This is a genomic window from Streptomyces sp. NPDC029292 (assembly GCF_055569295.1).
In genome coordinates, this window is the sequence record NZ_JBVHXR010000018.1 from 101148 (window position 1) to 127887 (window position 26740).

Sequence of the window (26740 nt, forward strand, 5' to 3'; positions counted from 1 at the left end):
CGGCCGGTGGGCACGGTCCGCGTGGCGGCGATCACGACAGACCCCGTGCGGTGAGCAGCGCTCGCACCTGCCGGACCGACTCGTCGACCGTCCGGTGCTGCGTGTCGAGACGCAGATCGGGGTCGACCGGCACCTCATAGGGGTCGTCCGCGCCGGTGAGACCGCTGAGTTCACCTGTCGCCTGCCTGGCGTAGAGACCCTTGACGTCCCGGTCGGCGCAGATCTCCACCGGAGTCGCCACGTACACCTCGATGCAGGGGACGCCGCGCGCCGCGTGCAGGTCCCGGACCGCCGCGCGGGACAGTGCGTAGGGGGCGATGACCGGCACCAGCACCGTGACGCCGTGCCCGGCGAGCAGCCCGGCCACGTAGCCGATCCGCCGCACGTTGGTGTCCCTGTCCTCCTTCGAGAATCCCAGTTCCGCGGAGAGGGCGGCACGGACCTCGTCACCGTCGAGCACCTGAACGCGGTGTCCACCGGCGCGCAGTCGCTCGGCGAGACCCGTCGCGATGGTGGTCTTGCCCGAGCTCGGCAGTCCGGTCAGCCAGACCGTGCCGCCCTGCCACTCGGCTGGTGTGCCCTTCGGTTCTCTCATGTGCGGATCTCCCTTTCCGGTGTCCGTGCGGCCGGATCGCGGCCTCACGTGACGACGGTCGGCGGATTGGTGGTCACGGTTCCCTCCGGTCGGCCGGGGTTCACAGGGGGTGGAGACCGGGGAAGGTCAGGCCGAGGGTCTCGGACCGGCCCATGCGGATGTTGAGGCATTGCAGGGCGTTGCCCGCGCCGCCTTTGACGAGGTTGTCCAGGGCGGCGATCGTGGTCAGACGGCCGCTGTCCTCGTCGACCGCGTAGCCGACGTCGCAGTAGTTGGATCCCAGGAGGATCTTCGGGTCGGGGTAGCGGAAGATGCCGCGTTGGTGCGCGACGACGCGGACGAAGGGCTCCTCGGCGTACTGCTCGCGGAAGGCCCGGCGCACGGTCTGCTTGTCCACGCCGGGGCGCAGGGTGGCATGGCAGATGGTCTGGACCCCGCGGACCGCTTCGACGCCGGTGGCGGTCATCGCGGCCGACAGGCCCAGATGCCGTGAGATCTCGGCTTCGTGGCGGTGCCCGGTGGGCGCGAACACGCGCATGGCACCGCTGCGTTCGGCGTGCAGGTTGGCCGGACCGGCGGTGGCGCCCGAGCCGCTGGAACCGGTGCGGGCGTCGAACTGAGCCCCTTGGCCGAGATCGATCAGATCACGGGCCACCAGGGGGTACAGGGCGAGTACGCCGGCCGCGGCCATGCAGCCGGGAACACTGATCAGGTCCGCGGTGCGCAGACTCTCGCGGTGCAGTTCGGGAAGCCCGGGCACGAAGTCGGCCAGCAGATGCGGGGCCTGGTGCTCCTCGCCGTAGTAACGCCGGAAGACGTCGGTGTCACCGAGCCGGAAGTCCCCGGTCAGGTCGATGACGAGCTTGGACCGCTGAGCCCAGTGATCGATCTGGGTCATCGCCACCCGGTGCGGCAGTGCCAGGAACACCGCGTCGCACTCTCCGACCTCGTCGGCCGAACAGAATGTCAGATCGGTGGTGGCCCGCAGATTCGGATGCACACCGTCGACCCGTTTTCCCGGGAAACGGGACGAGACCGCGCCCACCACCTCGGCCTCGGGATGTCCCAGCAGCAGCCTCAGCAACTCCCCGCCGATATAACCGGCCGCACCGGCCACCGCCACCCGTATCACGACCACCCCTCCCTTGCTGAGATATTCCGGCCCACCACCACGACTCCCTCCGGTCCGACCAATCACCCCTGCGAAAGGAAACTACGAACCTTTCCGCCTCATCCGCGTCCGCGACAAACAGATCGTGAAGGAGGCGCCGGACTTAGTTCCCTGCCGATCGACTAAGCACACCGATTACTCGGCGCGCACCTCGCGTGTGCCAGTCTTGGGATCGGCCCGTATTCCGGTCGCGGTCCGCGGCCGACAGGCCGGGGATCCATTTCGGAGAACAAAGGTCAAAAGGCGGCACGGCGTCCTCACGGGCGCGCGGCGACGGGCACGGACTCCGCGGCTCCGGGAGGGTGTGCCGGCCTCGTCACGTCAGCGGTCATCAAGTCACCGAGAGAGACGGACCAGATGAGCGTCACCCAGAATCCCGACTTCCGGCGGCTGCGGGCTGCGCAGGGCGTCAGCCAGATCGGCAGCCAGATCGGCTTCCTGGCGCTTCCTCTCGTCGCGCTCCAGGTGCTGAACGCGGGCGCGTTCGAAGTCAGTGCGCTCATCGCCGCGCAGGTCGCGCCCTTCCTGCTGATCGGGCTGCCTGCCGGGGTCTGGATCGACCGGATGCTCCGAAGGCCCGTTCTGATCATCAGCGACCTCACGCGTGCGGTGCTGCTGCTCACCGTCCCGCTGGCCTACGCGCTGGACATGCTCACGCTCGGCCAGCTCTACACGGTCGCGTTCATCCAGGGTGTTGCGACCGTGTTCTTCGACGTGGCCTACCAGTCCTATCTGCCGGATATCGTCGATGCCGAGCAACTGACGGACGGTAACGCCCAGTTGGAGCTTGCTCGGTCCGCGTCACAGTTGGTCGGACCCAGTGTGGGCGGCTGGTTGGTCTCGGTGCTGAAGGCCCCGTTCGCGCTGTGCGCCGACGCTTTGTCGTTCCTGTTCTCCGCGTTCATGGTGTCGCGCATTCCGCGCGACCGGGAGAAGGCGGTGACGAAGGACGGCGACCGGGCGACCTGGCCGGTTCTGCTGAAGGAGGTCCGCGAGGGGCTGACCTTCGTGCGTCGCCACCGCCTGCTGGCTCCGGTGGCCGGTGTCGGGGCGCTCCTCAACTTCTCCTACGGCATGGTCGCGGCCATCTTCACCACCTACGCGGTGCGTGAACTGGGCTTCTCCGCCGCCAAACTCGGCATCGTGATGGCGATCGGCTCTCTCGGTGTGGTCCTCGGGGCCACCGTCGCCCGCAGGCTGTCACAGCGCCTGGGAACCGGACCGAGCATCGTGCTGGGCGCGCTCATCGACGGACTCGGCCCGCTTCTCACCCCCGCCGCGCCCGCCTCGGCCCGCGAAGTGGTCATCACCTGCGGCGTGTTCGTGCAGTCGTTCGGTGTGGTGCTTTTCAACGTGAACCAGGTCAGCCTGCGTCAGGGCGTCACCCCCCGACCGCTCATGGGCCGCATGACGGCCACGATCCGGTTCGTCGTATGGGGCACTCTTCCCGTCGGATCGCTGTGCTCCGGTGCGCTCGCCTCGAGTATCGGCCTGCACCGCGCCATGTGGGTGTCGGCAGGGGTCGGCGCCCTGTCGTTCCTCATCGTGCTGTTCTCCGACGTCCGGACGGCGGGTACGCGCAACGCTCCGCTGACGCCCTCGGCGTCCGACGCCGCAGCCACCGTCGCAGTCGTCGCCGGCGTCCCGGACTCCACGCCCGCCCCGGTGGAGGGCTGACCTCGACGGTTCAGCCGGATCCGGCTCCGGTGAAGGACCGGCGGGACGTGTGACCGTATGGGCGTCATGTGCGTTCGCGGGGACACGTCGTGCCGGCCTCTCTCCCGCGGCCGATTTCACGGCCGCTTCGAAACGGCCGCCCCCGTGCCGCTTTTCATGCTCGTCCGTGCTTTTCGATGCCAGCCCTCGATTTCACCTCTGGAGGTCGTTGCGTGAAATCCGTACTCATCCTCTCCAAATGGAATGCCGGTGCCGTGGCCCTTGCCGCGGAACAGCTGCGAGCCCGTGGTCTGCGGTCGGTGCTGATCTCCGAGATTCCCGACACCCCCAACCGCGACACATGCGATGACCATGTCGTGGTGGACTGGGACAGCGAGAACCTGCCCACGCTCGTCACCCGGCTCGACCAGCGCGGCATCGTCCCCATGGCTGTCGTGAACCTGATCGAACCGTTGCTCCCCTGGCAGGGCGGCCTTGTCGCGCACTACGACCTTCCGGGCGCCGGCGTCGGCTTCGACGTGCTGGCCAGCAAGACGCTGGTCCGGGAACGTATGCGGGCCCTGGGGCTGTCCACCATCAGCTTCTGTGGCGACCCGGCGGAGGCGGACTTCTTTCCCGCCATCGTCAAGCCCTCACGCGACTCCACTGCCTCTCGGCTGGTGCGCCGGGTGGACAGCCAGGACGAACTCCGCGCCTACCGGCGCCATTTGGTCGCGCGCGGCTTCGGAGACACGGAAATGATCACCGAGGAGTATCTGCCCGGTGTCGAGTTCTCCGTGGACGGACCCGTCGTGGGCGGCCGCTTCCATCCGGTCCTGGCGGTCGAGAAACCCGACCACGACGACGTCAGGCACCATGACGCGGGGCTTCGGGTGCATCCGCCGCAGCGCGATCACGTGCGGGACGGTGTGCGCGTCCTGAGCGAGATGATCAGCGCGCTCTGCTCCGACCTCGGCCTCGACCAGCTCTGGCTGCACGTCGAGGGCCGGGCCGACGAGGACGGCCGGACGGAGCTGGTGGAGATCAATCCCCGGTTCGGCGGCGGCATGTACCCCACGGCGATCCGGGAGATCAGCGGGATCGACCCGGCGGAGGCGGTCGTCTCCATGTCGCTGGGCGAGTTCACGCTGGATCGGCTGGGCCCGCTTCGCGACCGGGCGGTCATCGGCTGGGTCGATGTGGAGGCGGAAGAGCTCGGCCGTGTCGAGATCGACGCCACGGAGGACGACCTGTGTGAACTCCCGGGCGTCATCGAGGCGGTGGTCGTCGACGGCTACCAGGTCAGTGACTTGGAGCAGGAGAACTACTTCCTCCGTTTCGCGATCACCGCCGACTCCGTGGGGCAGTTGCGCGCCCGCGTGGCGAACGTCCTGAGCGCCGTGGACGGATGGCGAGTGACGTGACAACTCCGTGACAGCGCCGAACCCCCGGGCAGCCCGAAGTCCGAGAACCGCCAACCTGACCAGAGGAGACCGAGAGAGTGGGCGGACCGAAGTTTTCGCTTGGCAATGTGCGTGACGACCTGCTGCGGGGCGGCGACGACTGGGACAAGTTCAGCCAGTTCTGGGAAGGCCTGCCACTGGACCCGTACATGGGAGACGGCGGTACCTATCGGCGCCGCAAGCACTCCTTGATCTCGTACGACGTCGCCGACGGCACCGTCCGGTCGGCCGGCCGGGACGGCTTTCACCAGAGCAAGGAGATCAACCGGCTGAACGGTGGCATCGTCCGCCGCTTCGAACCGGTCGACCAGGCGCTGCTGGACACTTCCGTGTTCCGGCGGATGCTGGCCCATTTCGTTGCACGCATCGCGGAGACCGCACCCGACGGCGAACCCGTGGCCCCTGTCCGGCAGATCAACGTCCATCAGCACCGCATCGTCGCCTCCGAAGAGGAGCTGGGGAATCCGACCCCGGAGGGAATCCACCGGGACGGCGTCGAGCACATCGTCATGATGCTGGTCGCGCGCAAGGCCGTCACCGGCGGGATCAGCACGCTCTACGACAACGCCGAGTCCCCGGTGCTCAGCCACACCCTGAGCGAGCCCGGGGACTACATATTCCTGGACGACCGCACGGGTCTGCACTCCGTGTCCCGCGTGCGGGTGTCCCCGGCGACTCCGCAGGGGCACCGCGACATGTTCTTCCTGGAATTCTGCTGACGGATCACCGGCGCCGCCGGAGCCTGCCCGGGGTGTCACCTCCAAGGAGGTGACACCCCGGGCAGGCGGCGTACTCACGTACGGGTCATGTCCCGGTCCGGCGCGAGGCGTTCGTCTCGCGCGGACGGTCCGCATAGCGGGAGAGCACGAGCTGAGTGTCCTCGCTCCTGAGAGCCGACAGCAGCTCGGACACCTGCTCCTTGCCGCGCACGATGTTGACGGTGCGGCACTTACGGGTGATCAGGACGGATCCCTCGTGGAGCTGCTGGTATCCGAAGGGGGGTGGAGTACGCATGGCTCTCCGATCGATGAAGGCGAAGGGTTGCCTGCTGTGCCGGTCACCGGCACCGGCACGACCAGCACGAGGACGGATAACCCCGCCGTGCCCAGACTGTTGTCGTCCGCGGGAAGTCAGGTGGCCCCGAACCGCACGGGCAGACTGCGGCCCGGTCCCCCTCTCCACCGTGGTCCTCAGCGGCTTGCCGACGCGCGATGAAGGAACGCAGTACAGACAGCACCTTCACGACTGGTTCCTCTCGCTCGAAGAGCAGACGTCGTCTTTCGGTACGACCTGCGTGTCGCTGTACGCGCCGATCCCACCCGGCCTGCCGCGTGGAACGGACCCTACGAGCACACCGACGTCGTGTGCGTCCGCGGAAAATTCAATCGCGCAGATGCGGGGCGTTGATCTTTCGCCCCCGAGGTAAGCGAGGCGCTTAGCCGCGCGGGAGAAGGGTCAGCACGACGTGTCTCCCCGAATGCCCTCGCCGCGGACGCACCTGACGTCGGTGCGGTCGTAGCGTCCCTTTGGACGCGGCGGTCCGGCGATCCGCTCTGGAACAACCGATCGAAAGGAATTCGTCACATGCCCACCATGCAGGCCTGTCCTGAGTGTGAGGACGAGGTGCAGATCAGCCAGTCTGCGCGGCTCAACGAGATCATCGACTGCGCGGGTTGCCGAAGCGAACTGGAGATCGTGGCGCTGAGTCCGGCGGTGCTCGCCCGCGCGCCCGAGGTCGAAGAGGACTGGGGAGAGTAGCGGCCGCGGGCGGGCACGCGGCATGCACCGGGGCCGGCCACGGTCCGCCCGGGCGGTGGCCGGCCCTCCCCGGCCCGCATCCATTCCATCCGAACCTCGGCGAAACCGGAGAAACCGTGATCACCAGACCGCTGACGGTCGTCAAGTGCGGCGGCAACCCGTCCGTCGACGCCGCGGGCATCTGCGCCGACGTCGCCAGGATCGTCGGTGAGGGACAGTCGGTCCTCCTGGTGCACGGTGGCTCCGGGGAGATCGCACGACTGGCCGGGAGACTCGGTGTCCCGCAGCGCACCCTCGTCGCCCCGGACGGGGTGTCCACCCGGTACACCGACCCGGCGACGCTGGAAGTGGTCACCCTCGCGCTGGCCGGCGGGGTCAAACCGAAGATCGTCGCAGAGCTGTCCCGGCTCGGGGTGCCCTCGGTCGGCCTCACCGGCCTGGACGGCGGCATGCTGCGCGCCCGCCGCAAGTCCGCCGTGCGGTCCGTGGTGGACGGCCGGACGACCCTGGTCCGGGACAACTTCAGCGGCCGGCTCGGCGAGGTGCGCACCGAACTCCCCGAAGCCCTGCTGCGGTCCGGCTTCGTGCCGGTGGTCTCGCCGCCCGCGATCGACGAGCACGGTCATCCGGTGAACGTCGACGCCGACCGTGTCGCGGCCGCGCTCGCGGCGGCACTCGGCGCCGACCGGCTGGTGCTGTTGACCGGCGCACCAGGGGTGCTCTCCGATCCCGGCGACGAGACCAGCGTGCTGAGTACCTACGATGTGCCGGCGACCGGCGCACCCGGCCGGTTCGCCGGCGGCGGCATGGCGCTCAAGCTCGTCGCGGCACGGGAGGCGCTGACCGGCGGGGTGCTGTCGGTCCGCATAGCGGACGGGCGGGCGGCCGACCCCGTCAGCCGGGCACTGGCCGGATCCGGCACCGCGATCACCACGAGTTCGCGATCCGGCCACCGGCACGAACAGAGCCCTTCCGTCCGTGAATTGTCCGACTCACAAGGGAAGTAGCTGATGATGCCGAACAGTTCCGGTGCACGGTCGAAGCGAGTGGCGTTCGTCGACGCGTTCTCTCTGGGCCGCCATCTCCTGCCCGCGCTGCACCGGTTCGGCGTGGAGTGCGTGCACGTCCAGTCGCCGAACCCCGACGTCCACATATCCCGGCTGCCGTTCCCCGAGGGCTTTGTGGACAAGGTCCGGCACGATGGTGACATCGCGGCCACGGCAGCCGCGCTGCGCGAGCACGGGGTCGGCTGGGTGATCTCCGTCGGGGAGTCGGGTGTCGAGCTGACCGACCGGCTCGCCGCCGAACTGGGTACTCCCGGCAACGGGATGAGCCGGCCGACGTCCCGCCGCAACAAGTACGACATGGTCCTCGCCCTGCGCGACGCGGGAGTCGAGCACGCGGCCACCATCGTCTCGTCCGATGCCGACGAGATCATCAAGTGGGCCGAGACGACGGCGGGTTACCCGGTCGTCCTGAAGCCGGTCGCCAGCTCCGGCACCGACAACGTCGTGGCATGCTCGTCCGCGGATCAGGTGCGCGCCGTCCACGAGCAGATCATGTCCAGCACGGACCGCCACGCCAAGCCCAACACGGTCGTGCTCGCGCAGGAGTTCCTGGACGGGGACGAGTACTTCGTCAACACGGTCAGCCGTGACGGCAGGCATCACACCGTCGAGATCTGGCGGTACTTCAAGACCCGGCTTCCCGGCGGCAACATCATCTACGACTACAACGAGCCGCTGGCACCGGACGATCCGGAGGCCAAGAGGGTGGAGTCCTACACCCACCAGGTGCTCGACGCCCTGGAGGTCCGGAACTGGGCCGGCCACACCGAGGTCATGATGACCGCCGGAGGACCGGTGCTCGTCGAGTGTGCCGCACGCTTCGGCGGGGGACAGGTTCCGGACATCGGCAATCGCTGTCTGGGCACCAACCAGATCGACCTCATCGCCCTGGCCGTGGCGAACCCCGCAGAGTTCGATCAACTGCCGACCACGGCCTACCAGTTGCTGCGACGTCTGCGGTACGTGCATCTCATCAACCCGGGTGATCACGGCGTGGCCCCGTCCTCCGAGGCGATGGCCGCCATCCGCGCACTCCCGTCCTACGCCCACGCCGTCACGACGCATCCGGAAGGGGCCCCGCTTCCCCGGACGATCGACGTCGCGACCCAGCCGGGGTACGTGATTCTCATCTCCGAGGATCCGGAACAGCTTCGTGCCGACTACCGCAAGCTCCGGGAGATCGAACGTGATCACCTCTACGCAGGCGGCCCGCAGTAGGAGACCTGTGAACGGACAGGAAGCCGCTGGGTCCCAGTACGGCACACGACACGGAGGAACCACGTTGACCAGCACTGTCGTACCCATGCACACCGGGGCAGCGGCATGAGTACCGGGACATCGGACCGGTCGCGCGCCGAGGAGCCGCGATTCCGTGACGCTCTGCGCGGCCTGCCCCGCCGGGTCTGGGTCATCAGTCTCGGCAACCTGATCCTCCAGGCGGGCAGCTTCCTGCCGGTGTTCATCGTGCTCTATCTGACCCAGCGAGGGCAGTCCGGCGCGGCCTCGGGGCTCGTGCTGGGCGCGGCCGGTCTGGGCAGAGTGCTCGGCAACGTCGTCGGCGGCTACCTCACCGACTTCATCGGCCGACGGCGGGCCATCCTGCTGTCCGTCGTGGCCACTTCCGGCCTGACCGCGATCGTGCCGTTCCTCGGAGGCCTCCCGACGATCATCGTGGTGGTCGGTCTCATCGGCGTGGTGTCGCAGGTCTACCGGCCGGCCATGGCCGCGGTGCTGGTCGACGCCGTGACGTCCACCCAGCAGCGGCTCGCCGCCTTCGGGGTGCTCCGGTTCGCCCAGAACATCGGCTCCACCCTGGGCGGCGTGCTCGGCGGCGTGGTGGCCACCATCTCCTACACGGGGCTCTTCCTGATCGAGGCCGCCGCACTCCTGCTGTTCGGCGTGATCGTGGCGGTGCTGCTGCGGGACGCGCCGCAGTCGCCGTCCGATGCCGGCACCGCGGAAAAACCGGCGGAGCCGGCGGTCGGGTACCGGCAGATGCTCACCGACCGCGTCCTGGTGCGCTTCCTGCTGATGACCGTGTTCTCCATGTTCGCCTATACCCAGACCGCCGTCGGCCTGCCCCTGCACGTCGACGACGCGGGCTTGAGCGAGCGCGACTTCGGTCTTCTCATGGGGCTCAACGGTCTGCTGGTGGTGCTGCTGGAGCTGCCCATCACCAGCGTGGTCTCCCGGTTCCGGCCGGAGTACGTCCTCGCCTTCGCCAACCTGCTCGTCTGTACCGGTCTCGCGCTGACCGGGTTCACCACCGAGATGGTCATGCTGTCGGCGACGGTGATGATCTGGACGTTCGGCGAGATGGCGTACTCCTCCGTCGTCCAGGCCCACCTGGCGAGTCTGACTCCGCCGGGGATGGTCGGGCGTTACCAGGGGGTGTACGGCGCCGCGTACGCGGTCGGTACGGGCGCCGGACCGGTCATCGGCGGTGCCGTGTACGCGGTTGCCCCCTGGGCGCTGTGGACCCTGGTCGGTGTCATGGGGCTGCTGGGCGCCCAGCTCAGTCTGGGGCTCCGTCGCCCCGAGGCCACGGCCGGCGAACCGGCTTCCTGACGCTCGGCCCGGTGGTGACGGGGGCCGGCCGTCCGCACGGCAACTCCACCGACCCGGCGGTCGCCCCGCCCGGTCGGTGGAGTTGCCGCGCCCGCCGGGTTCCGCCTGACGCCGGACCGGCACGCCGGCTGCTCGGCGGGTGGCACGGTTCGTACTCCTGTTGCCGTCGTGGTTGCACGAAAGCGCCGCGGGCCGCGGGGGAGAACCCCTGCGGCCCGCGGCGGTGTGCTCTCGTCCGGCCCTACAGGTTCCGGGGCCGCAACCGCAGGCCGTGCATGCCGTTGTCCACGGCGAGCACCGTGCCCACCACGGCGCTCGCCAACGGGCTCGCCAGGTAGGCGATCGCGCCCGCCACCTCGTCGGCCGTCACCAGACGGCCCGTGGGCTGGAACGCGTCGAGCGCGGCCCGGGCTGCCACGGGATCCTCCGACTGTTCCAGCGATCTGCCGATCCATGGGGTGTCCGCGGAGCCGGGGGCGACGCAGTTGACCCGGATGCCCTCGCGGACGTGATCCGCGGCCATGGCCAGCGTCAGCGCGTACACCGCGCCCTTGCTGGCCGAGTACAGAGCCCGCTGCCCCACCCCGGCCCACGCCACGATCGAGCTGGTGTTGACGATCGACGCGGCAGGTGAGCGCCGCAGGTGCGGTATCACGTGCCGGGCGACCCTGACCATCCCGATCACGTTGACGTCCAGTACGCGCGACCACTCCTCATCACCGTTCACGGTGACGTCCCCGACGGCGCCGATGCCGGCGTTGTTCACCACGACGTCCAGCCTGCCGAACCGCTCGACGACGGCATCGACGGCGGCTTTGACCTGGATGTCGTCCGTGACATCGACCTGGACGCCCATGACGTCGTCCGGGAGCCCCTCCGGTTTCAGATCGAGAGCGGCGACGTGCGCCCCCCAGGTGCGGAGCCGGTTGACCGTGGCCAGACCGATGCCCGACGCACCGCCGGTGACGATCGCGACCAGTCCTGCGAAGTCACTCACGAATTCCCTCCATCCCATCGATGGTCAAGCCGGCCCGACGCGGATGTCCTGCCCGGGTCCGGTTCAGGACAGCACGTCGGCGATCATGTCGACGCCGAGGTCGATCTCCTCGCGGGTGACGACCAGCGGGGGCGCCACCCGGAGGTGCCCCTTGGCCTCCTTGCACAGCAGGCCACGCTCGGCCAGCGCCTCGGTCACCCGACGCCCGGCGATCCGCTCCTCGGCGAGCTGTACGCCGGCCCACAGCCCGCGTCCACGGACCTCGGTCACACCGTCCAGCTCGTTCAGGCGGGAGTGCAGGTACGCGCCGAGTTCGCGGGAGCGTTCCTGGAACTCCCCGGTGGCCAGCAGCCGTACCGTCGCCAGTCCGACCGCGCACGCCAGCGGGTTGCCGCCGAAGGTCGAACCGTGGTCGCCGGGCGTGATCACCCCGAGGACGTCGGCGCGGCCGATCACCGCGGACACCGGCAGGATCCCGCCGCTCAGGCTCTTGCCCAGGGTGTACATGTCCGCGCGGACACCCTCGTGGTCCAGTGCCAGGGTCGTGCCGGCACGGGCCAGTCCGCACTGGACCTCGTCGGCGACGAACAACGTGTTGCTCTCGTCGCACAGATCGCGGACCTCGGCGAGGTATCCCTTCGGCGGAACCAGCACACCGGCCTCGCCCTGGATCGGTTCCAGCAGGACCGCCGCCGTGTTCTCGGTGATCGCCGAGCGCAGCGCGTCGATGTCGCCGAACGGCACGACCCTGAAGCCCGGCGTGAACGGGCCGAACCCGGCCTGGTGGTTCGGGTGCGTGGAGAACGAGACGATGGTCGTGGTGCGGCCGTGGAAGTTCGCGCCCGCGACGATGATCTCGGCCGCTCCGTCCGGTACACCCTTGACCTGGTAGGCCCACTTCCGGGCGATCTTCACCGCCGTGTCGACGGCCTCGCCGCCGGAGTTGGAGGGCAGCACCATCTCGGTGCCCGTCAGCTCGGCCAGTTCACGGCAGAACGGCGCGTACTGATCGTGGTGGAACGCCCGGGTGCTCAGCGTCAACCGGCCGAGCTGAGCCTTGGCCGCGGCGATGAGATCGGGGTGCTGGTGGCCGAAGTTGGACGCCGAGTAGCCCCCGTGGAAGTCGAGGTAGCGGCGGCCTTCCAGATCGTTCATCCAGGCGCCTTCCCCATGGGTGAGCACCACGGGGAACGGCACGGAGTCGTGAGCGCCATAGCGCTCGGCGAGGGCTATGTGGTCCTGAGAGGAGAGGACGTCCACTGTCATGGCGATACTCCTTTCGGCTCCCTGTCGGGGCCGGTGTCGAAGAGATGGACCCGCCCGATCTGCCGCAGCTCTCGCCGGGCGGTGACGATCCGTGCCGGATCGCCGGAGACGGGGGACACGAGTCCCGGCCGGGTGGCGGCGTCGATCGTCCGGGGAGCGGTGGACCGTCCGGATGCTCGTCACGGTGAGGGCACGGGAGGGAGGCGCGCAGACGGTGACCGTCGACCCGTGTGACGGAACGACGTCGGTCTCCCTCGGGTCGACGAGCTGAACGAATCGATGACGTCGCGGCGCCCCCCATGCGGTGGGCCGAATGCGGTGGGCTCCGCCACGGGCGTGGCCGTCGGCTCCACCTGGCTGGACACGGGGCTCCACCGTCCGCTCCACCAACAGGGAAACTACGAACTCACCCCCGCCCCACGCGTCCGCGGCATACGCACTCCGCAGGACGCGCCACGCTGACTTTCCCCCGCGTGATGACGCACTCCGATTACTGACGCATACCGCCGGCGGGGGGCCACGCATTCGAATCGTCCCCGCGTGCCGGAGTAAGCGAGGTGATGAGCCGCGGGAGAGAAAGGTCAACGCAATGCGTTCCCACGTCTGAAATTGTCGCGGACGCGCACGCTGTCGGCGTGGTCGTACGGTCCTTCTTGGCACGCCGGACCGGCTGTTTCGGTCAATATCGGCACTATCGAGGAGGTTACGTGTCAGCAGCGTCGACGATCGAGTGGACGGACGAATTCGCCCGGGCCGTACACAGGCTCATAGATGTCTCCGTCGATGACTACTACAATCCGTACCGTACCTTCGAGTGGCCCGAATCGATCACGCCGGACGGCCTGTGGATGAGTCGGGAGCTGCTTTCCGTTCACGGCACTTCCGCAGAACGGGAGCTCAGCCCCGAACAGCTCGTGGAACTCTCGCGCTGGGAGAGCGTCAACCTCTACAGTCTGATCGCTCACGGCATCAGGGAACTGCTCATCGAGGTGATGCGCCGCATTCACACACCCGGGTACGAGATTCCCACACCGTATTTCCACCATTTCATCGGCGAAGAGAACGAGCACATGTGGTTCTTCGCCGAATTCTGCCTGCGCTACGGTGGCCGCATCTATCCGGACCGGCGGATGGTGTTCCCGACGGATGAGCGCGCGCCGGAGATGAACAACTTCATCGTCTTCAGCCAGATTCTCATCTTCGAGCAGATCGGCGACTACTTCAACGCCAAGATGGCGGCGGACACGGAGCTTCCGGAGACGGTGCGAGCGGTCAACCGCATTCACCACCGCGACGAGTCCCGGCACATCGCCTTCGGCGGCAAGCTCGTGAAGGCGCTGTTCGAAGAGGTCCGCAGGACGCACACGGCCGAGGAAGTCGAAGAGGTCGGTCACTATCTGCGCGGCTACATCGATCTGATCATCCAGATGCTGTACAGCCGCGACGCCTACCAGGACGCCGGTATCGAGAATCCCGGGCGGTTCCGTGCCTCTGTCATGGCTGATCCGGCGAGGGCGGCGATCAACGCTCGCATCATCGAACGAACCAACAATTTCTACCGACGCATCGGCCTGTTCCACTGACGGGAGATCTCATGCCGACATTTGTCGCACCCGGAGTCGCGGTCCTCGAACCCGAGGAAGCCGCCCTGTTCGACGCTCTTGAGGCCCGATTCCAGGACATCGCCGCCGCTCTGGGAGCCCGGCAGGTGGCCGGCCCGGCGTTGCTCCCCGAGGCGGACCTGGCGCGCCTCGACTTCTTCCGCAACTTCCCTCACCTCGGGCTCCCCGTGGCCACGCTCACGGAGCAGGCCCGTGGGGAACTGGCACGAGGGGAGGTCTCGACTCCGTCCCCCGAGCACCCGCTCACCTCGACCGGCTGCTATCTGCCCACCGCAACCTGCTACGGCCTGCTGGTGTCGCTGAAGGAGCGCGCCTTCGAGACCCCCGAGGTCATCACGTCGGTGGGCCGCTGCTTCAGGAACGAGGACCACTACGACGGCCTGCGCCGACTGCGCGCCTTCCACATGCGGGAAGCGCTCTATGTCGGCAGTCAGGACGGCGTGGTGGACCACCTGAGCCGGGCGACGGAGCACGTACTGGCCCTGGCGGACCGGCTCGGGATCAAGGTGCGCCGGGAGCCGGCGACCGATCCCTTCTACCTCGGTGACGGCTCGCGGGCGCTCCTCAACCAACTGGACCCGGTGAAGTTCGAGTTCGTGTCGGACGACGGGACCGCCATCGCGTCGGTCAACCGTCACCGCAACTTCTTCGGTGAGCGTCTGGGCATCCGCTTCGGGGACGAGTCCGCCTACAGCGGGTGCCTGGCGTTCGGTGTGGAGCGCTGGGTCCATGCGCTGCTGCAGGTGCACGGCGACCCTCAGAGGGCGCTCGTCGCCCTCCACGAAACGACAGCTTAGGAAGGTATGACCATGGACGAAATCATCACCTGGATCCGGTCCAAGAACCCGGAGCTGGACGGAGAGATTTCCGGGGACACCGATCTCATCGAGTCCCGGCTCATCGCATCGATCTCGTTCCTGGAATTCATCGGTCTGCTGGAGGACCTTTCCGGGAAGTCGATCGACGTCGGCTCGTTGAGTGTCGACGATTTCCGCACCATCGACCGGATCAACGAGAACTTCCTGGCGCCGGTGGCCTGAACCGCCGGGGCCCGACGAGAGGAACGGAGGAGCGTCGTGGACCTCGTGCCCGTGGAGCAGGGCGTCCGTGGCTGACGTCTGGTACGTCCGCGTCGACCAGGTGCCCGAGTCACTCGCCGTACTCCTGGACGGGCGCGACCGCGCCCGTCGCCGGCGGATCATGCACGCGGCGGACCGGAACCGTTTTCTCGCCGCATGGGTGCTGGCGCGACTCGTCCTCGGTGAGAGGCTGGGACGGGATCCGGGAGCCTTGGGCTTCGACCGGACCTGTACCCACTGCGGTGACACGGGACACGGGAAGCCGGTCGTGGAGGATGCCGGCCCCGGTCTGGACTTCTCGCTCTCCCATGCCGGGGAGCTCGCCGTCGTCGCCGTCTCGGACCGGTCCGTCGGCCTGGACGTCGAGGACGCCACGGCCGGGGAGCGGCCCCTGGCCGCGGCGCTGACGGAGCGGGAACGCGCGGCCTGCCCGGACTACGCCGGCTTCGCACGGCTGTGGACGCGCAAGGAAGCCGTGCTCAAGGCGGTCGGCAAGGGACTCGCGGTCCACCCGGGACGCATCGAGGTCCTCGGGTCGACGCTGCTCGCGCTTCCCGAGGAGCTCGGCCGTCCGGAGGACTACACCCTCCGGGATCTCCCGCTGCCCGCCCCGTACGTGGGGTCGCTCGCGGTGCTCGGACCCGGGATGCCGCTGTCCGTCCGCAGCGGCGCGGAACTGGTCGGCGCCCGTCGTCGCGCGTTCGGCGGAGCCGGCCGGGCCGACGGACGGGTGATCGCGTAGCGAAAGCACCGCGGGCCGCAGGGATTCTCCCCTGCGGCCCGCGGTGCTTTCGCGTGAAGTGATCTTGTCCGGTTCCGTCGGCGCCCCCCTGTGCGCCGGATCCGGGCTCAGATCTTGCGAGCGACTCCGCCGTAGATGGCGGAGTGGGCGTTTTCGCCTGCGGTCTCCTCGGCGGGATGCCATTCGGACGCCCGGACCACACCAGGCGCGACCAGTTCGAAATCGCCGAAGAAATCGGTGACCTGTTCCCGGGAGCGCGGGTACATGTCCTCGAAGGCGCGCTTCAGGGTCTCCTCGTCGTTGCGATCTCCCCAAGGAATGTCGCCCGCGATGTGGGAGACGACGAGATAGCTGCCGGGGGGCAGGGCGTCGCGCAGAACCGCGGTGATCCTGGCGGGGTCCGCGCCTTCCGGCACGAAGTGCAGGACCGCGGCCAGCACGCAGGCCACCGGGCGGCCGGAACGGATCAGGTCCTGGACGGCCGGCCGGGCCAGCAGCTCCTCGGGGCTGCAGATGTCGCCCAGTACGAAGGAGGCCCCCGCCTGTCCGGAGATGAGCGCCTGCGTGCGCTGTCCCACCGCGGGATCGACGTCGCAGTAGACGACGGAACCCGAAGGGGCCGCCGACAAGGCGATCTCGTGCGTGTTCGGCGACACGGGGAAGCCCGAACCTATGTCGATGAACTGGTCGACGCCCTGCCGGGTCAGCCAGCGCACCGCCCGTGAGAGGAAGGCACGGTTCGCCTGCATCGTCGCGATCAGGTCGGGAGCCTGGAAGCCGATCCAGGCACCGGCCGCCCGGTCGGCGGCAAAGCCGTTCTCGCCGCCGATGAAGTAGTCGTAGACGCGTGCGGGGTGCGCGTCCGGGCGTTCCAGAAAGCCGCTGTCCCCGGCGGTCTGTGGAGTCGCGTTCTCAATGCTCATGGCGCGGCGTGTTTCCCCTCAAGTCCGTATGTCCACTTACTCGCATCATCGACCCGCGGCAGGTCACTGCCTCAGACTCGGCTCGATGGACAACTGGCAAGAAAAGAGTGGCACGGAAGGAGGGCGCGCCGAGGTAAGCAAGATGCTTAGCCGCAGGAGAGGAAAGTGAACTCAATATGTCCCCGCGAACGAACTTGCCGCGGACGTGTGCAGCGGCAGCGCGATCGTACTGTTCTTCGCGGCGCGGCAGAACGCGTCCTGGGCCCGTGCGCATCGCGCGGAGATTATGCACCGTTGATACCGAAGAACTGGAGGCGTTCTGATGCCGCTTCATCCAATCGTAGAAGGTATCAGGAAATTTCGTGTCGCAATCGGTTTCACCCCGCTCTATACGATGTCGGTCGACGAGGCACGAAAAGCGGACAGCGAAACCGAGGCCGCGGTCTGGGACTGGATCGAACAACCGAAAGAGATATTCGATCTCGACATCACAGGACCGGCCGGCCCCCTGACGCTGCGCGTGTACCGCCCGCAGGTCGAAAGCGACGGTCCGCTTCCCGTCCTGGTCTACTTCTTCGGCGGCGGTTTCGTCGTCGGCTCGCTGGACACGTCGGAGGCGTTCTGCCGCGCGCTGTCCACCATGGCTTCCTGCGTGGTCGTGTCCGTGGGCTACCGGCTGGCGCCCGAGCATCCGTTCCCGGCGGCCATCGACGACTGCTATGCCGCCGTGAAATGGGTGGCGGACAACGCTTCCCAGTTCGGCGCCGACGGCGGACGCATCGCCGTCGCGGGAGACAGCAACGGCGGCACCCTGTCCGCCGCGGTCTCCCTGATGGCCCGGGACGACGACGGACCGCGGATCAGTGCCCAGGTGCTCATCTACCCGGCGATGCAGTTCGGTTCGGCGACGGACTCCATGCGCGAAAACCTGGATCCGATGTTCTTCAACGGCCACTCGGTTCCCTGGTTCTGGAACCACTACCTCCCCGATCCCGCCGACGGTGACTCCCCTTACGCCTCACCGCTCAGCGCGACCGACTACAGCGGACTTCCCCCGGCGCTGATGATCACGGCCGAGTTCTGTCCCCTGCGTGACGAGGGAGAGGCCTACGCGGACGCGCTCTCGCTCGCCGGCGTGCCGGTGGACTGCCGCCGGTACGCGGATCTGCCGCACGGTTTTCTGTCCATGGCGGCCGTGCTCGACACCGCCAGGGAGGCATTGGGCGTCATCAGCGATTTCCTGCGGCTGCGGTTGGGCTGAGCCGGAACCGGACGGACCGTGGACAGCGCGGAAGCCCCGCAGGTCAAGAACCTGCGGGGCTTCCGATGCGTGCGGGGTCAGGCGGTACGGTCACGGACGAGGGCGGCGAGCCGCGAGAGACCGTCGTCGATCTGCGCGGGGGTGAGCACGCTGAAGGAGAGGCGGATCTGGCGGGTGCCTCCACCGTCGGGGTAGAAGTAGCGCATCGGGGTCCACAGCACCCCGAACCGGCTCGCCGAGTACTCGAGCATCGCATCGTCGGCTTCGAAGGGCAGGGAGAGCACCGCGAACATTCCGCCGCCCGGGACGTTCCAGGTCGTCCGGGGCCGCGAGCCGTCGTCCGGGGTGGGGAAGTATCTGTCCAGGCCGGTCATGACCGCGGCGAGGTTGCGACGGTAGACCTGTGCCTCGCGCTCGGTGGCCCTGGTCATGCTGCAGTCGTTCGCCAGCATCTTTCCGCCGATCACGGCCTGGGAGACGGTCGACGTGTTCAGGGTCAGCATGCTTTTGAGCTTGGCGAGCTGGTCGGCCAGCAGCGGGCCTTCACCGGGGTCCGCGCCCGAGACCGGCTGGTCGGCAACCAGATAGCCCACGCGAGCGCCGGGGAAGGCCGTCTTGGAGAAGGAGCCCACGTAGACGACGCGTTGAGCGGTGTCCAGTGACTTGAGCGCGGGCAGGCGTCGGCCGTCGGCGTTGAACAGGGAGTACGGGTTGTCCTCGATGACGAGGATCTCCTCCCGCTCCGCCACTTCGAGGAGCCGCCGGCGATCGGCGAGGCTCATGCTGAGCCCACTGGGGTTGGCGAAGTCCGGCACCACATAGCAGGCCCGCGGGCGCAGTCCCCGCTGCCGGGCCCGGCCTAACTGCACCACCAGGTCCTCGACGTCGATGCCCCCGGTGCCCTCCGCGACGGGCAGGACCGGCATGTCCATCAGACGCGCCGCCCCGAGGAAACCCACGTAGGTCGGTGCCGGAGCCAGGATCACGTCCTTGCTGTCCGTACGCAGGGCACGCAGCAGCAGGATCATCGCCTCCTGGCAGCCGGTGGTCACCACGACGGACTCGGGGACGGCACTCACCCCTTCGTCGACAGCCAGGTGCCGCACCAGGAGGTCCGTCAGCAGGCCCTTGGTGTGGCCGTACTGGAAGAGCGCAGTCCGTACCCGGTCGGGGCCGAGGCCGCGCTCCACCTCGAGGTACTTGCGGAAGCGCTCCAGGTAGTCGTGAAGCTGCAGCGGATCGTAGAACTCCTCGTAGGGCCGCCCGGCCGCGAAGGACACAGCCTCCGGGAACCGTCCCGCGATCTCGTTGAGGAGCGTCATGGAACTCAGCACCGGGTCGGACAAGGAGCCGTGCAGATCTCCCAGGTGGAGCGTGGTGCGGGGGGCACTGTCTGTGATCATGGATACACCTTTCCGTGTGGTGCGGATCAGATGCGCGGGATCCTCCGGGGGGCTGTTTCGAGGGCGTACGCAGCGGCCAGCCGCCGTATGTCCCGCTCGACTTCCGCCGTGCTCGCTCCGGACAGCGCGAATTTGCCGGCGGTGGGGAAGACGGTGATGTCGTCGTTGACCGTCTGGCCGATGTTGGGGATGTCGGACAGCACCACGGAGTCCGGGCACGTGTCGAGACCCCGGATCTGCCTGACCACGCGGGGCTCGTTCTCCGGCAGTGCGGAGTAGAGCCAGCCGGAGGCGCCGACGCCCTCGTGGTCCAGGATGCCGGTGACGGTCCCGACCTCGGACGGCAGCCCCATGCAGGCGAGGACGGACTCGCGGACCAGGTCCACGCCGTAGACCGCGCGGAGGGAATCGCTGATGTAGGCACCGCCGAAGCGGTTGCCGACCTCGAGGAAGACCAGCTCGTCGTCGGGGGTGAGGAACAGCTCCAGATGGAAGGTGCTGGTGTGGAGCCTCAGCGATTTCAGCACGAGTGCGGTGAAATCGGTGATCCGCGCCAGGGTCGAGGCGTCGTCGAACGTGACGGCCGAAAGATGCTGTTGGCCGTTCTGGAAGCCGAGGCAGTCGCCGATGTACCGAGAGGCGCTGATGAAACGGATCTCACCGTCCCGTACCACTCCATCGACATGGCACACGTCGCCCTCGACGAACTCCTCGACCTCGTGATCGTCGGGGATGCCGTGGGTCCGGGTATGAGCGAGGAACTCCGGTCCGTCGCGGAAGACCATGATGCCGAAACTGCCGGCCTGGCGTTGCGGCTTGAGGACGAGCCGGCCCGGAACGGCGTCCGCGATCTTCTCGAGGTCGGCGTACGGAGTGGCCGCGTCCACCGCCCAGAACGCTGGGACGCGTACGCCGTTGCTCCGCACGACCTCCTTCATACGGACCTTGTCGCGGCAGAGCATCGCCGTTTCGGTGTCGACTCCCGGCACACCGAAGTGGTCGCGCAATCGCGCCGCAGGCAGAGTGACGTGTTCGTACATGGCGACGACGGCGGTCGGCGGGCCGAGTTCTTCGGCGAACTCGTCGATCAGGCGGATCATCTGGTCGAGGGCCTGATCGTAGGCGTCGAAGTCCAGCGTGTGCGGCACGTCGAGAACGCCGATGCGGGCGAACCGCTGCCGCGCGGCGTCCGACATGTGCTCGGCGACATGCCGGTGCACCAGCAGGGACACCTGGTGTTCGCCGAACTCGATCGAACCGATGTGCTGCTCGGCGAAGCCGAGATGGACTACATGGCTGCTCGTGGTGTCCACGGCACTTGTCTCCTTCGGAGGTTCTTTTGTCACGGGTGGGAGATGACTGTCACGGGTGGGAGACGACCGGGCCGGCGCGTACGCACCGGTCGTCGTCGGAGTGCAGGCGCCCGGAACTGTGCGGCGCGATCCACAGGGCGACCGCGATCAGGGCCTCGTGGTGACGTTCTCCCGGTCGGGCCTCCCGGAGGCGGCAGCCGTGTCGAGGGCGGTACGGACCGTCCTCACCACCCGCTCCGCGGTGAGGCCGTAGTGGTTGACGAGGTGTTCCTGGCTGCCGACCGTGTCGACGAACTGATCCGGCATGCCGAGTCTCAGCACTCTCGTGGGCGCCGCCTCCGCCAGTGCTTCGGCCACCGCGCCACCGAGACCGCCGCCGCGCCAGTGCTCCTCCAGCGTCACCACGAGCGAGGCCGGCCGGGCCGCGGCCGCCAGTGTCTCCGTGTCGAACGGCCGCAGGGTGTGCATGTTCAGCACGGTTGCCTCGATGCCCTGTCCGGCCAGGACGTCCGCCGCGGCGAGGCAGGCGAGCACGGGGTACGGACCACAGCTCGCCAGCACCACGTCGCCGCCCTGCCGCAGCGTCTGCGCCTTCCCGATGACCGGTGGCCCAGCCGCGGGCAGGGCCGGCGTCGGTTTGCGGCCGAGCCGGACGTAGAGCGGTCCGGGCAGGTTCAGGCTCTGCTCGACGAACGCCTCCGTGGCGGCGGCGTCGGCGGGCACCACCACGGTCATCCCGGGCAGCACCCGCATCACGGCGAGATCCTCCAGGGCCTGGTGCGTCGGACCGAGATGGCCCGCGGCGAGACCGCCGTGGGTGGCCATGATGCGGACCGGCAACCGGTTGTAGGCGATGTCGATCTTGATCGCCTCCAGCGCCCGGGACGTGGCGAAGGCGGCCATCGTGTTGACGAACGGGACCCGTCCGCACGCCGCCATCCCGGCGGCGATGCCCATCAGGTTGTGCTCGGCGATACCGAGGTTGAGATACCGGTCGCCGGCCGCCTCGGCGTACTCGGCGTTGAACAGACCGGTGTCGGAGTCCAGGCACATCAGCTCGGGATGCCGCTGCAGCAGCGGCAGCAGACTGTCCCGGTACGCCTCCCGGGTCGCGCGGCTCATCCGGCGGCCTCGTTTGCTCGCAGGGCGCGGACCGCCCGCGCGTGGTTGCGCGGTGACAGGGTCACATAGTGGCTGGCGCTGCGGCCGGCGAGGAACGGCAGCCCGTGGCCCTTGACCGTACGGGCGATCAGCACGCTCGGCTTGCCCGGTTCCCACGGCGCGGCGCCCAGATGGTCCGCCAGCAGGTCCGGGTCGTGGCCGTCCACGTCGCGGACCGCCCAGCCGAAACTGCGCCAGCGGTCGGCCAGCGGTTCCATCGGCGCGATGCCGTCGGTGGAACCGGTCAGCTGCAGCCCGTTGCGGTCCACCACTGCGACCAGCCGGTCGAGGCGCAGCGACGCGGCCGCGATGGCCGCCTCCCACACCGAGCCCTCCTGGAGCTCGCCGTCGCCGAGCAGGACGAAGGTGCGCGCGTCACGCCCGGCGTACCGGGCGGCCAGCGCGAACCCGCAGCCCAGCGCGAGTCCGTGGCCGAGCGATCCGGTCGGCATCTCCACACCGGGCACCGCACGCACCGGATGGCCCATCAGCCTGCTGCCGGGGCGCCCGTATCCGGCGAGTTCCTCGACCGGGAGGAAGCCCCGTTCGGCCAGCGTCGCGTAGAGGCCGACGGCGGCGTGCCCCTTGCTGAGCAGAAAGCGGTCGCGATCCGGATCGTCCGGCCGCAGCGGGTCCACGTTCAGCACCGAGAAGTACAGGGCAGCGAGCACGTCGGCACAGGAGAACGCACCGCCGAGGTGGCCGCCTTCGGGTCCCGCGCACATGTCGACGACATGCGCGCGGACACGTGCGGCGACCGTGCCCAGGATGTCCCGCTCCAGGACCGGGGTGACGGTCATGAGGCCGCCTTCGCGAGCGTGGCCACCATGTCCCTGTCGGCCCACACCTTTTCGAAGGCGTCCGCGTACAGGCCGAGCAGTTCGCCCGCCCCGGGGTGAAGGTGACGCTTCTGGATGGTCAGGGAGTCGGCGATGACCGCGCGCGTCACCGGGTAGCCCTTGCCCGCGACCGTTCCGCGCGCACCGGTGACGGCCCACGGGTAGCCCGAGCCGAAGCCGACGCGGTCCACGAACACGTCCTGGTCGGGCAGCGGCATGAGCTGGTACTGCGACATCGGTACGCCCTCGGCACGCAGCAGCCGCCGCAGAGCCGAGCGCAGCGCCTCCGGCCGCACCCCGTCCAGGCCGAACGCGGCCCCCTCGAACCGGAACCGCAGGATGTGCCAGGCGTGGGTGGTGTCCGGCAGCGCGGTCGGCACCTGCAGGCCGGGCAGTTCCGAGAGCCGTGCGAGGAACGCGGTGACGTTGTGCTGCCGCGCCTGCTCGTATCCGTCGAACCGGGCGAGCTGCGCGTCGGTGAACGCGGCCTGGAGGGCGTTCATCTTGTAGTTCCAGCCCAGGCCGTGGGACACGTATGCGCGCTCGCGGCCGGCCTCGATCACCTCGCCGAACTGCCTGCCGCGGCGCATCGCCTCGGCCAGTTCGGCGTCGCCGGTCACCAGCAGGCCGCCCTCGCCGCAGGTCGGTATGTTCTTGCTGACCTGGAGACTGAAGGCACCCGCGTCGCCGATCCCGCCGACCGGCCGCCCATGGTGGGTGGCCCCGGGAGCCTGCGCGGCGTCCTCGATCACCGCGAGGCCGTACTTGCGGGCGATCGCGGTGATCCGGTCCATGTCGGCGGGCGCGCCGTGCAGGTGCACGGGGATGATCGCCTTGGTCCGGGGCGTGATCCGGCGCTCCATGTCGGCCGGGTCGATGTTGAAGGTGACCGGGTCGATGTCGGCGAAGACCGGGACGGCCATCTGGTGCACCGGTGCGAGCCCGGTCGCGATGAAGCTGAGCGCGGGCACGATCACCTCGTCGCCCGGTCCGACGCCGAGCGCGGCCAGCGCGAGGGCCAGTGCCGCGGTGCCGTTGGACACCGCGACGCAGTGCTCAAAACCGAAACGACGGGCCCAGTTCTCCTCCAGGCCGGACACCGGGTTCACCCCGTCGGTGTCGGACACCAGCCGTGCGCCGTCGAGTGCGTCGAGGACGGCCTTGCGGTCCTCCTCCTCGACCAACGGCCACTGCACACGGCGCCGGTCTTTCGGCACGGCCGCCGTGCCGCCGAACGCTGCCAGCTTGCTCATCACTCTCCACTCCACAGGGCCACGGTCGTCGATATGTGTGGGGTCACAGCCGCGCCGCCGCCGCTCCGACGGCCGCGACCGCACGCTCGTACGCGCCGCGCAGCGTCGTGGCGTGGTGCGCGATGTCGGATGCGACCGCGCTCGGGTTCTCCAGTCCGTGCGCACCGGTGAACCGCAGTCCGGTCCACGCGTGCGCGACGGCCTCGACCGCGCGGCCCGCCCCGGCGAGCGCCGGATCGTCCCATTCGTGACCGCAGCGGCGCAGCAGCTCACCGTGGAGTGACGCCTGGGCCTGCATGGCCCAGCCGAACGGGTACAGCTCGCGCAGCGCGTCGGCATCCGCGGCCCGGCACCGGCCGAGCAGTTCCGCGGCGAACTCGTCGTATCCGGCGAGACCGGTACGGGCGGAGCCGGCCGTGGTGAAGCCGTCGACGTCGGTGCGCAGGTAGCCGCCGAGCAGTTCGGGAGTCAAGGGTGCCGGCGGAGCGCCGAGGCGGACGCCGAGACAGCGCCGGCCGATCCGCGAGTCGCTGAAGAACGCGTCCTGGACGTCGGTCGGGTTCGCCGAGTCCCAGCTCAGCAGGAACTTCTCGATCGGGACGGCACCGCGGAACGCGGGCGGCATCGCGTCCGAGACGTGGACCACCCCGCGGGTCTCGTCCAGGCCGTAGACCACCACCAGGTGCGCGGCGTGCACGTCGCCGTACGCGGGCCGGAACGGCAGGTGGTAGTTGTCCACGGCCGCGATGACCGGACGGTCGTCGGCCAGCGCCGCGCGCACCTCCCGCCAGACGTCGTTCTCGTCGGCGGGCTGCCACCAGCGCGCGTGCAGTTCGTGGTGGGGTGCCAGAGCGGCACCGAGGTCGGTGCCACCGGACTCGTCGGTGGGGCACGGGTAGTAGAACTCCTCGGACCTGACGTCACCCGGCAGGTGCAGGAACCGCCACCCCGCGCCGAGCACGGCCAGCGGGTCGGCCCCCTCCCGTATCAGGAGCGCACCGAACGTGGAGTGGAGGCAGCTGACGAGGTCGCGGTACCACCACTCGGGTTCCGGTCCGGTGATCGTGTACGTCCGTGTCGTCACGTCGACGGCCATGTCAGAGCTCCGTCCGCTGGAGGGTGACCGCGAAGACGTGCACGGCGACATTGCGGGGCAGCAGGACGCCGGTCAGACCGGCCCGCCGGGTGACCGGCACGCGCTGCGCCCACATCACCGCCGGAACACCGCGCTGCACGTGGTGCGGGTAGTGCATGGCGAGGCTTTCGAACGCCTTGACCTCGCCGAACCACGCGGGTGCCGCCCAGAAGTCGGAGACCCTCAGCGCTTCCATGTCGATCGAGCCGTCGGCGAAACTCAGCTCGACCGTGTCCTCGCAGCGTCGTTCGGACGCCGTCAGGACGTGGATCCAGTCGTAGCGGCCCTCGGGGACACGGATGAACTGCCCGGCGCAGCGGACATTGTCCGGTCCGTCGCAGACGGGAGGGAACTCGAAGGGAACACCGTCCACGTGGACGAGGCTCCTGCCCGCCGGAAGGTATTCGGCGGCGAACGAGTTTCTCCATACATTGAATGCGCCCGCTTCGGTCTCCGTCGCCGCGGAGATGGCCGTGTTGTTGCGATGGCCGGAAATGTCGACCGGTTCACACATCCTTGTTTTGGCAGAGGACACCGGAACGTCCGTCAAGTGACCCACCTCACTGAAACACCGCCCTATATTCCGAATCTAGCCCGGTCGTTCAAATTTTTCGTCCGCAGCACAACTACCTTGAATACCCGAATCGCCGTTCGGTGCGCTCGGCGGGTAATCATGTCGACTATTCCGGTCGGCACGGTCACGGCCGGAGCGCGACGGCGCGCAGCTTCTCGTAGTACGGCAGGTGGTAATCGCGGTAGGCCCGCAGCGTCGGGTCCGCCTCGACCGCCTCGGCCGCCCCGGCTCCGCCGTTCCTGCCGCGTGAGAAGCCGGCGGTCTCACTGGTCGACTTGTGCCACTTGCCGGTCGACCGCCATTCCGGCCGCATGCTCGGCTCCCACTTCAGCGCGTCCGGGAGGAAGGGGATGCCCACGGCCGCGCAGTACGCCCGCACGGTCTCGGCCGGCCGGTCGAGCAGGTCCTCGGAGTCGATCACGACCGGCGTGGTGCCGGTGGCGGCCTGCACGGCGGTGAAGATCTCGTACAGCCGGGCGAAGCCGATCTCGTCGCGGCCGAGGTCCGGGTTGAGCGCATGGTGCGACGCGATGGCCTCGGCGGGGTCGCGGATGATGAACGTGTGCGTCGCGGCCGCGAGGAAGGCCTCGTCGGCGAGCAGCGCCGGGTAGTGGAAGTCCGTGGTGTCCTTGAAGAACACCGGCTTCTGTGCCGCGATGGCACCCAGCGCCGTGAGGACGTCCTGCTCCGAGCGCGCGACCCGGTCGCCGACCTCCACCTCACCGAAGTCGACCACTCGGGAGAACGGCTCGTGCACGACGACGCGGTCGTCCCGCTCCGTCATCATCCGCGCGAACGCCGTGGAGCGGCAGCGCGGCGCGCTCCACAGTGCGAGCACCGGGATCCGCTCCGGTGTGTTTCCCACGTTTCCCCCTCTTCTCTGGCGCCGCCCGG

The 26740-nt window shown here is 68.8% G+C and carries 26 protein-coding genes; 12 read left to right on the forward strand and 14 right to left on the reverse strand.

What is annotated here, in order from left to right; genetic code table 11:
• Positions 1-31: 31 nt before the first annotated feature.
• Together cysC and argC are read right to left on the reverse strand one after the other, a co-directional pair.
• On the reverse strand, positions 32-595 hold the full coding sequence (gene cysC / locus ACZ4WS_RS33405; RefSeq protein WP_467986441.1) for an adenylyl-sulfate kinase: 564 nt from the start codon (positions 593-595) through the stop codon (positions 32-34).
• Between the two features lie 100 nt (positions 596-695).
• Entirely contained in the window at positions 696-1727 is a 1032-nt protein-coding gene (argC, locus tag ACZ4WS_RS33410) for an N-acetyl-gamma-glutamyl-phosphate reductase (RefSeq protein ID WP_467986615.1), read from the reverse strand.
• Positions 1728-2123: 396 nt separating this feature from the next.
• On the opposite strand from argC, the gene ACZ4WS_RS33415 reads away from it, so the two are divergent.
• The 3 genes from ACZ4WS_RS33415 (at position 2124) to ACZ4WS_RS33425 (ending at position 5604) form a co-directional block, all read left to right on the forward strand.
• Positions 2124-3443: an MFS transporter gene (locus ACZ4WS_RS33415; protein ID WP_467986442.1), complete on the forward strand. Its 1320-nt coding sequence runs from the start codon at positions 2124-2126 to the stop codon at positions 3441-3443.
• 212 nt (positions 3444-3655) lie between these two features.
• Positions 3656-4846, forward strand: a complete 1191-nt coding sequence (locus tag ACZ4WS_RS33420; RefSeq protein ID WP_467986444.1) for an ATP-grasp domain-containing protein — start codon at positions 3656-3658, stop codon at positions 4844-4846.
• 107 nt (positions 4847-4953) lie between these two features.
• Positions 4954-5604 (forward strand): 2OG-Fe dioxygenase family protein, encoded by a 651-nt coding sequence (locus ACZ4WS_RS33425; protein ID WP_467986446.1) that lies wholly within the window; start codon positions 4954-4956, stop codon positions 5602-5604.
• Positions 5605-5689: 85 nt separating this feature from the next.
• Here ACZ4WS_RS33425 and ACZ4WS_RS33430 read toward each other — a convergent pair whose 3' ends face one another.
• On the reverse strand, positions 5690-5899 hold the full coding sequence (locus ACZ4WS_RS33430) for a hypothetical protein (RefSeq protein ID WP_467986448.1): 210 nt from the start codon (positions 5897-5899) through the stop codon (positions 5690-5692).
• Positions 5900-6469: 570 nt separating this feature from the next.
• On the opposite strand from ACZ4WS_RS33430, the gene ACZ4WS_RS33435 reads away from it, so the two are divergent.
• From ACZ4WS_RS33435 to ACZ4WS_RS33450, 4 genes are all read left to right on the forward strand, one after another.
• Positions 6470-6643, forward strand: a complete 174-nt coding sequence (locus tag ACZ4WS_RS33435) for a lysine biosynthesis protein LysW (protein ID WP_328451071.1) — start codon at positions 6470-6472, stop codon at positions 6641-6643.
• Positions 6644-6759: 116 nt separating this feature from the next.
• On the forward strand, positions 6760-7650 hold the full coding sequence (locus tag ACZ4WS_RS33440) for a [LysW]-aminoadipate kinase (protein WP_467986450.1): 891 nt from the start codon (positions 6760-6762) through the stop codon (positions 7648-7650).
• Positions 7651-7653: 3 nt separating this feature from the next.
• Positions 7654-8928 (forward strand): ATP-grasp domain-containing protein, encoded by a 1275-nt coding sequence (locus tag ACZ4WS_RS33445; protein WP_467986451.1) that lies wholly within the window; start codon positions 7654-7656, stop codon positions 8926-8928.
• 105 nt (positions 8929-9033) lie between these two features.
• Positions 9034-10278, forward strand: coding sequence for an MFS transporter (locus ACZ4WS_RS33450; RefSeq protein ID WP_467986453.1), 1245 nt, complete (start codon positions 9034-9036; stop codon positions 10276-10278).
• A gap of 241 nt (positions 10279-10519) precedes the next feature.
• Here ACZ4WS_RS33450 and ACZ4WS_RS33455 read toward each other — a convergent pair whose 3' ends face one another.
• Both ACZ4WS_RS33455 and rocD read right to left on the reverse strand, forming a co-directional pair.
• On the reverse strand, positions 10520-11275 hold the full coding sequence (locus tag ACZ4WS_RS33455) for an SDR family NAD(P)-dependent oxidoreductase (RefSeq protein ID WP_467986455.1): 756 nt from the start codon (positions 11273-11275) through the stop codon (positions 10520-10522).
• Positions 11276-11338: 63 nt separating this feature from the next.
• The gene (gene rocD, locus ACZ4WS_RS33460; protein ID WP_467986457.1) at positions 11339-12541 is read right to left on the reverse strand and encodes an ornithine--oxo-acid transaminase; all 1203 of its coding nucleotides are present in this window, start codon (positions 12539-12541) and stop codon (positions 11339-11341) included.
• A gap of 707 nt (positions 12542-13248) precedes the next feature.
• Between rocD and ACZ4WS_RS33465 the strand changes: the two genes are divergently transcribed.
• From ACZ4WS_RS33465 to ACZ4WS_RS33480, 4 genes are all read left to right on the forward strand, one after another.
• Positions 13249-14124, forward strand: coding sequence for a diiron oxygenase (locus ACZ4WS_RS33465; protein ID WP_467986458.1), 876 nt, complete (start codon positions 13249-13251; stop codon positions 14122-14124).
• An 11-nt stretch (positions 14125-14135) separates the two neighbouring features.
• Positions 14136-14960: an aminoacyl--tRNA ligase-related protein gene (locus tag ACZ4WS_RS33470; RefSeq protein WP_467986459.1), complete on the forward strand. Its 825-nt coding sequence runs from the start codon at positions 14136-14138 to the stop codon at positions 14958-14960.
• Between the two features lie 12 nt (positions 14961-14972).
• Complete coding sequence (locus tag ACZ4WS_RS33475; protein WP_467986461.1) at positions 14973-15203, forward strand: acyl carrier protein; 231 nt, start codon at positions 14973-14975, stop codon at positions 15201-15203.
• A gap of 67 nt (positions 15204-15270) precedes the next feature.
• Positions 15271-15984: a 4'-phosphopantetheinyl transferase family protein gene (locus ACZ4WS_RS33480; protein ID WP_467986463.1), complete on the forward strand. Its 714-nt coding sequence runs from the start codon at positions 15271-15273 to the stop codon at positions 15982-15984.
• Between the two features lie 107 nt (positions 15985-16091).
• Here ACZ4WS_RS33480 and ACZ4WS_RS33485 read toward each other — a convergent pair whose 3' ends face one another.
• Entirely contained in the window at positions 16092-16907 is an 816-nt protein-coding gene (locus ACZ4WS_RS33485) for an SAM-dependent methyltransferase (RefSeq protein ID WP_467986464.1), read from the reverse strand.
• 394 nt (positions 16908-17301) lie between these two features.
• Here ACZ4WS_RS33485 and ACZ4WS_RS33490 point away from each other — a divergent pair, with 394 nt between their 5' ends.
• Positions 17302-18168 carry an alpha/beta hydrolase gene (locus tag ACZ4WS_RS33490; RefSeq protein ID WP_467986465.1) on the forward strand — a complete coding sequence of 289 codons (867 nt, stop codon included), beginning with the start codon at positions 17302-17304 and terminating at the stop codon, positions 18166-18168.
• Between the two features lie 77 nt (positions 18169-18245).
• Here ACZ4WS_RS33490 and ACZ4WS_RS33495 read toward each other — a convergent pair whose 3' ends face one another.
• The 8 genes from ACZ4WS_RS33495 to ACZ4WS_RS33530 all read right to left on the reverse strand — a co-directional run bounded on the left by ACZ4WS_RS33495 (position 18246) and on the right by ACZ4WS_RS33530 (position 26711).
• Complete coding sequence (locus tag ACZ4WS_RS33495) at positions 18246-19571, reverse strand: aminotransferase-like domain-containing protein (RefSeq protein WP_467986466.1); 1326 nt, start codon at positions 19569-19571, stop codon at positions 18246-18248.
• Between the two features lie 26 nt (positions 19572-19597).
• Complete coding sequence (locus tag ACZ4WS_RS33500; RefSeq protein ID WP_467986467.1) at positions 19598-20884, reverse strand: ATP-grasp domain-containing protein; 1287 nt, start codon at positions 20882-20884, stop codon at positions 19598-19600.
• A gap of 147 nt (positions 20885-21031) precedes the next feature.
• Entirely contained in the window at positions 21032-22006 is a 975-nt protein-coding gene (locus ACZ4WS_RS33505; RefSeq protein WP_467986468.1) for a transketolase family protein, read from the reverse strand.
• Complete coding sequence (locus ACZ4WS_RS33510) at positions 22003-22845, reverse strand: transketolase (protein WP_467986469.1); 843 nt, start codon at positions 22843-22845, stop codon at positions 22003-22005. Before ACZ4WS_RS33510 ends, ACZ4WS_RS33505 begins: the two co-directional genes overlap by 4 nt.
• A complete protein-coding gene (locus tag ACZ4WS_RS33515; RefSeq protein ID WP_467986470.1) occupies positions 22842-24137 on the reverse strand; it encodes a DegT/DnrJ/EryC1/StrS family aminotransferase in 1296 nt (431 codons plus the stop codon). The genes ACZ4WS_RS33510 and ACZ4WS_RS33515 overlap by 4 nt, the downstream gene beginning before the upstream one ends.
• 43 nt (positions 24138-24180) lie before the next feature.
• A complete protein-coding gene (locus ACZ4WS_RS33520) occupies positions 24181-25233 on the reverse strand; it encodes a BtrH N-terminal domain-containing protein (RefSeq protein WP_467986472.1) in 1053 nt (350 codons plus the stop codon).
• A gap of 1 nt (position 25234) precedes the next feature.
• Positions 25235-25645, reverse strand: coding sequence for a hypothetical protein (locus ACZ4WS_RS33525; RefSeq protein WP_467986473.1), 411 nt, complete (start codon positions 25643-25645; stop codon positions 25235-25237).
• A 325-nt stretch (positions 25646-25970) separates the two neighbouring features.
• Positions 25971-26711, reverse strand: a complete 741-nt coding sequence (locus ACZ4WS_RS33530) for a sulfotransferase-like domain-containing protein (protein ID WP_467986475.1) — start codon at positions 26709-26711, stop codon at positions 25971-25973.
• Between the last annotated feature and the right edge of the window lie 29 nt (positions 26712-26740).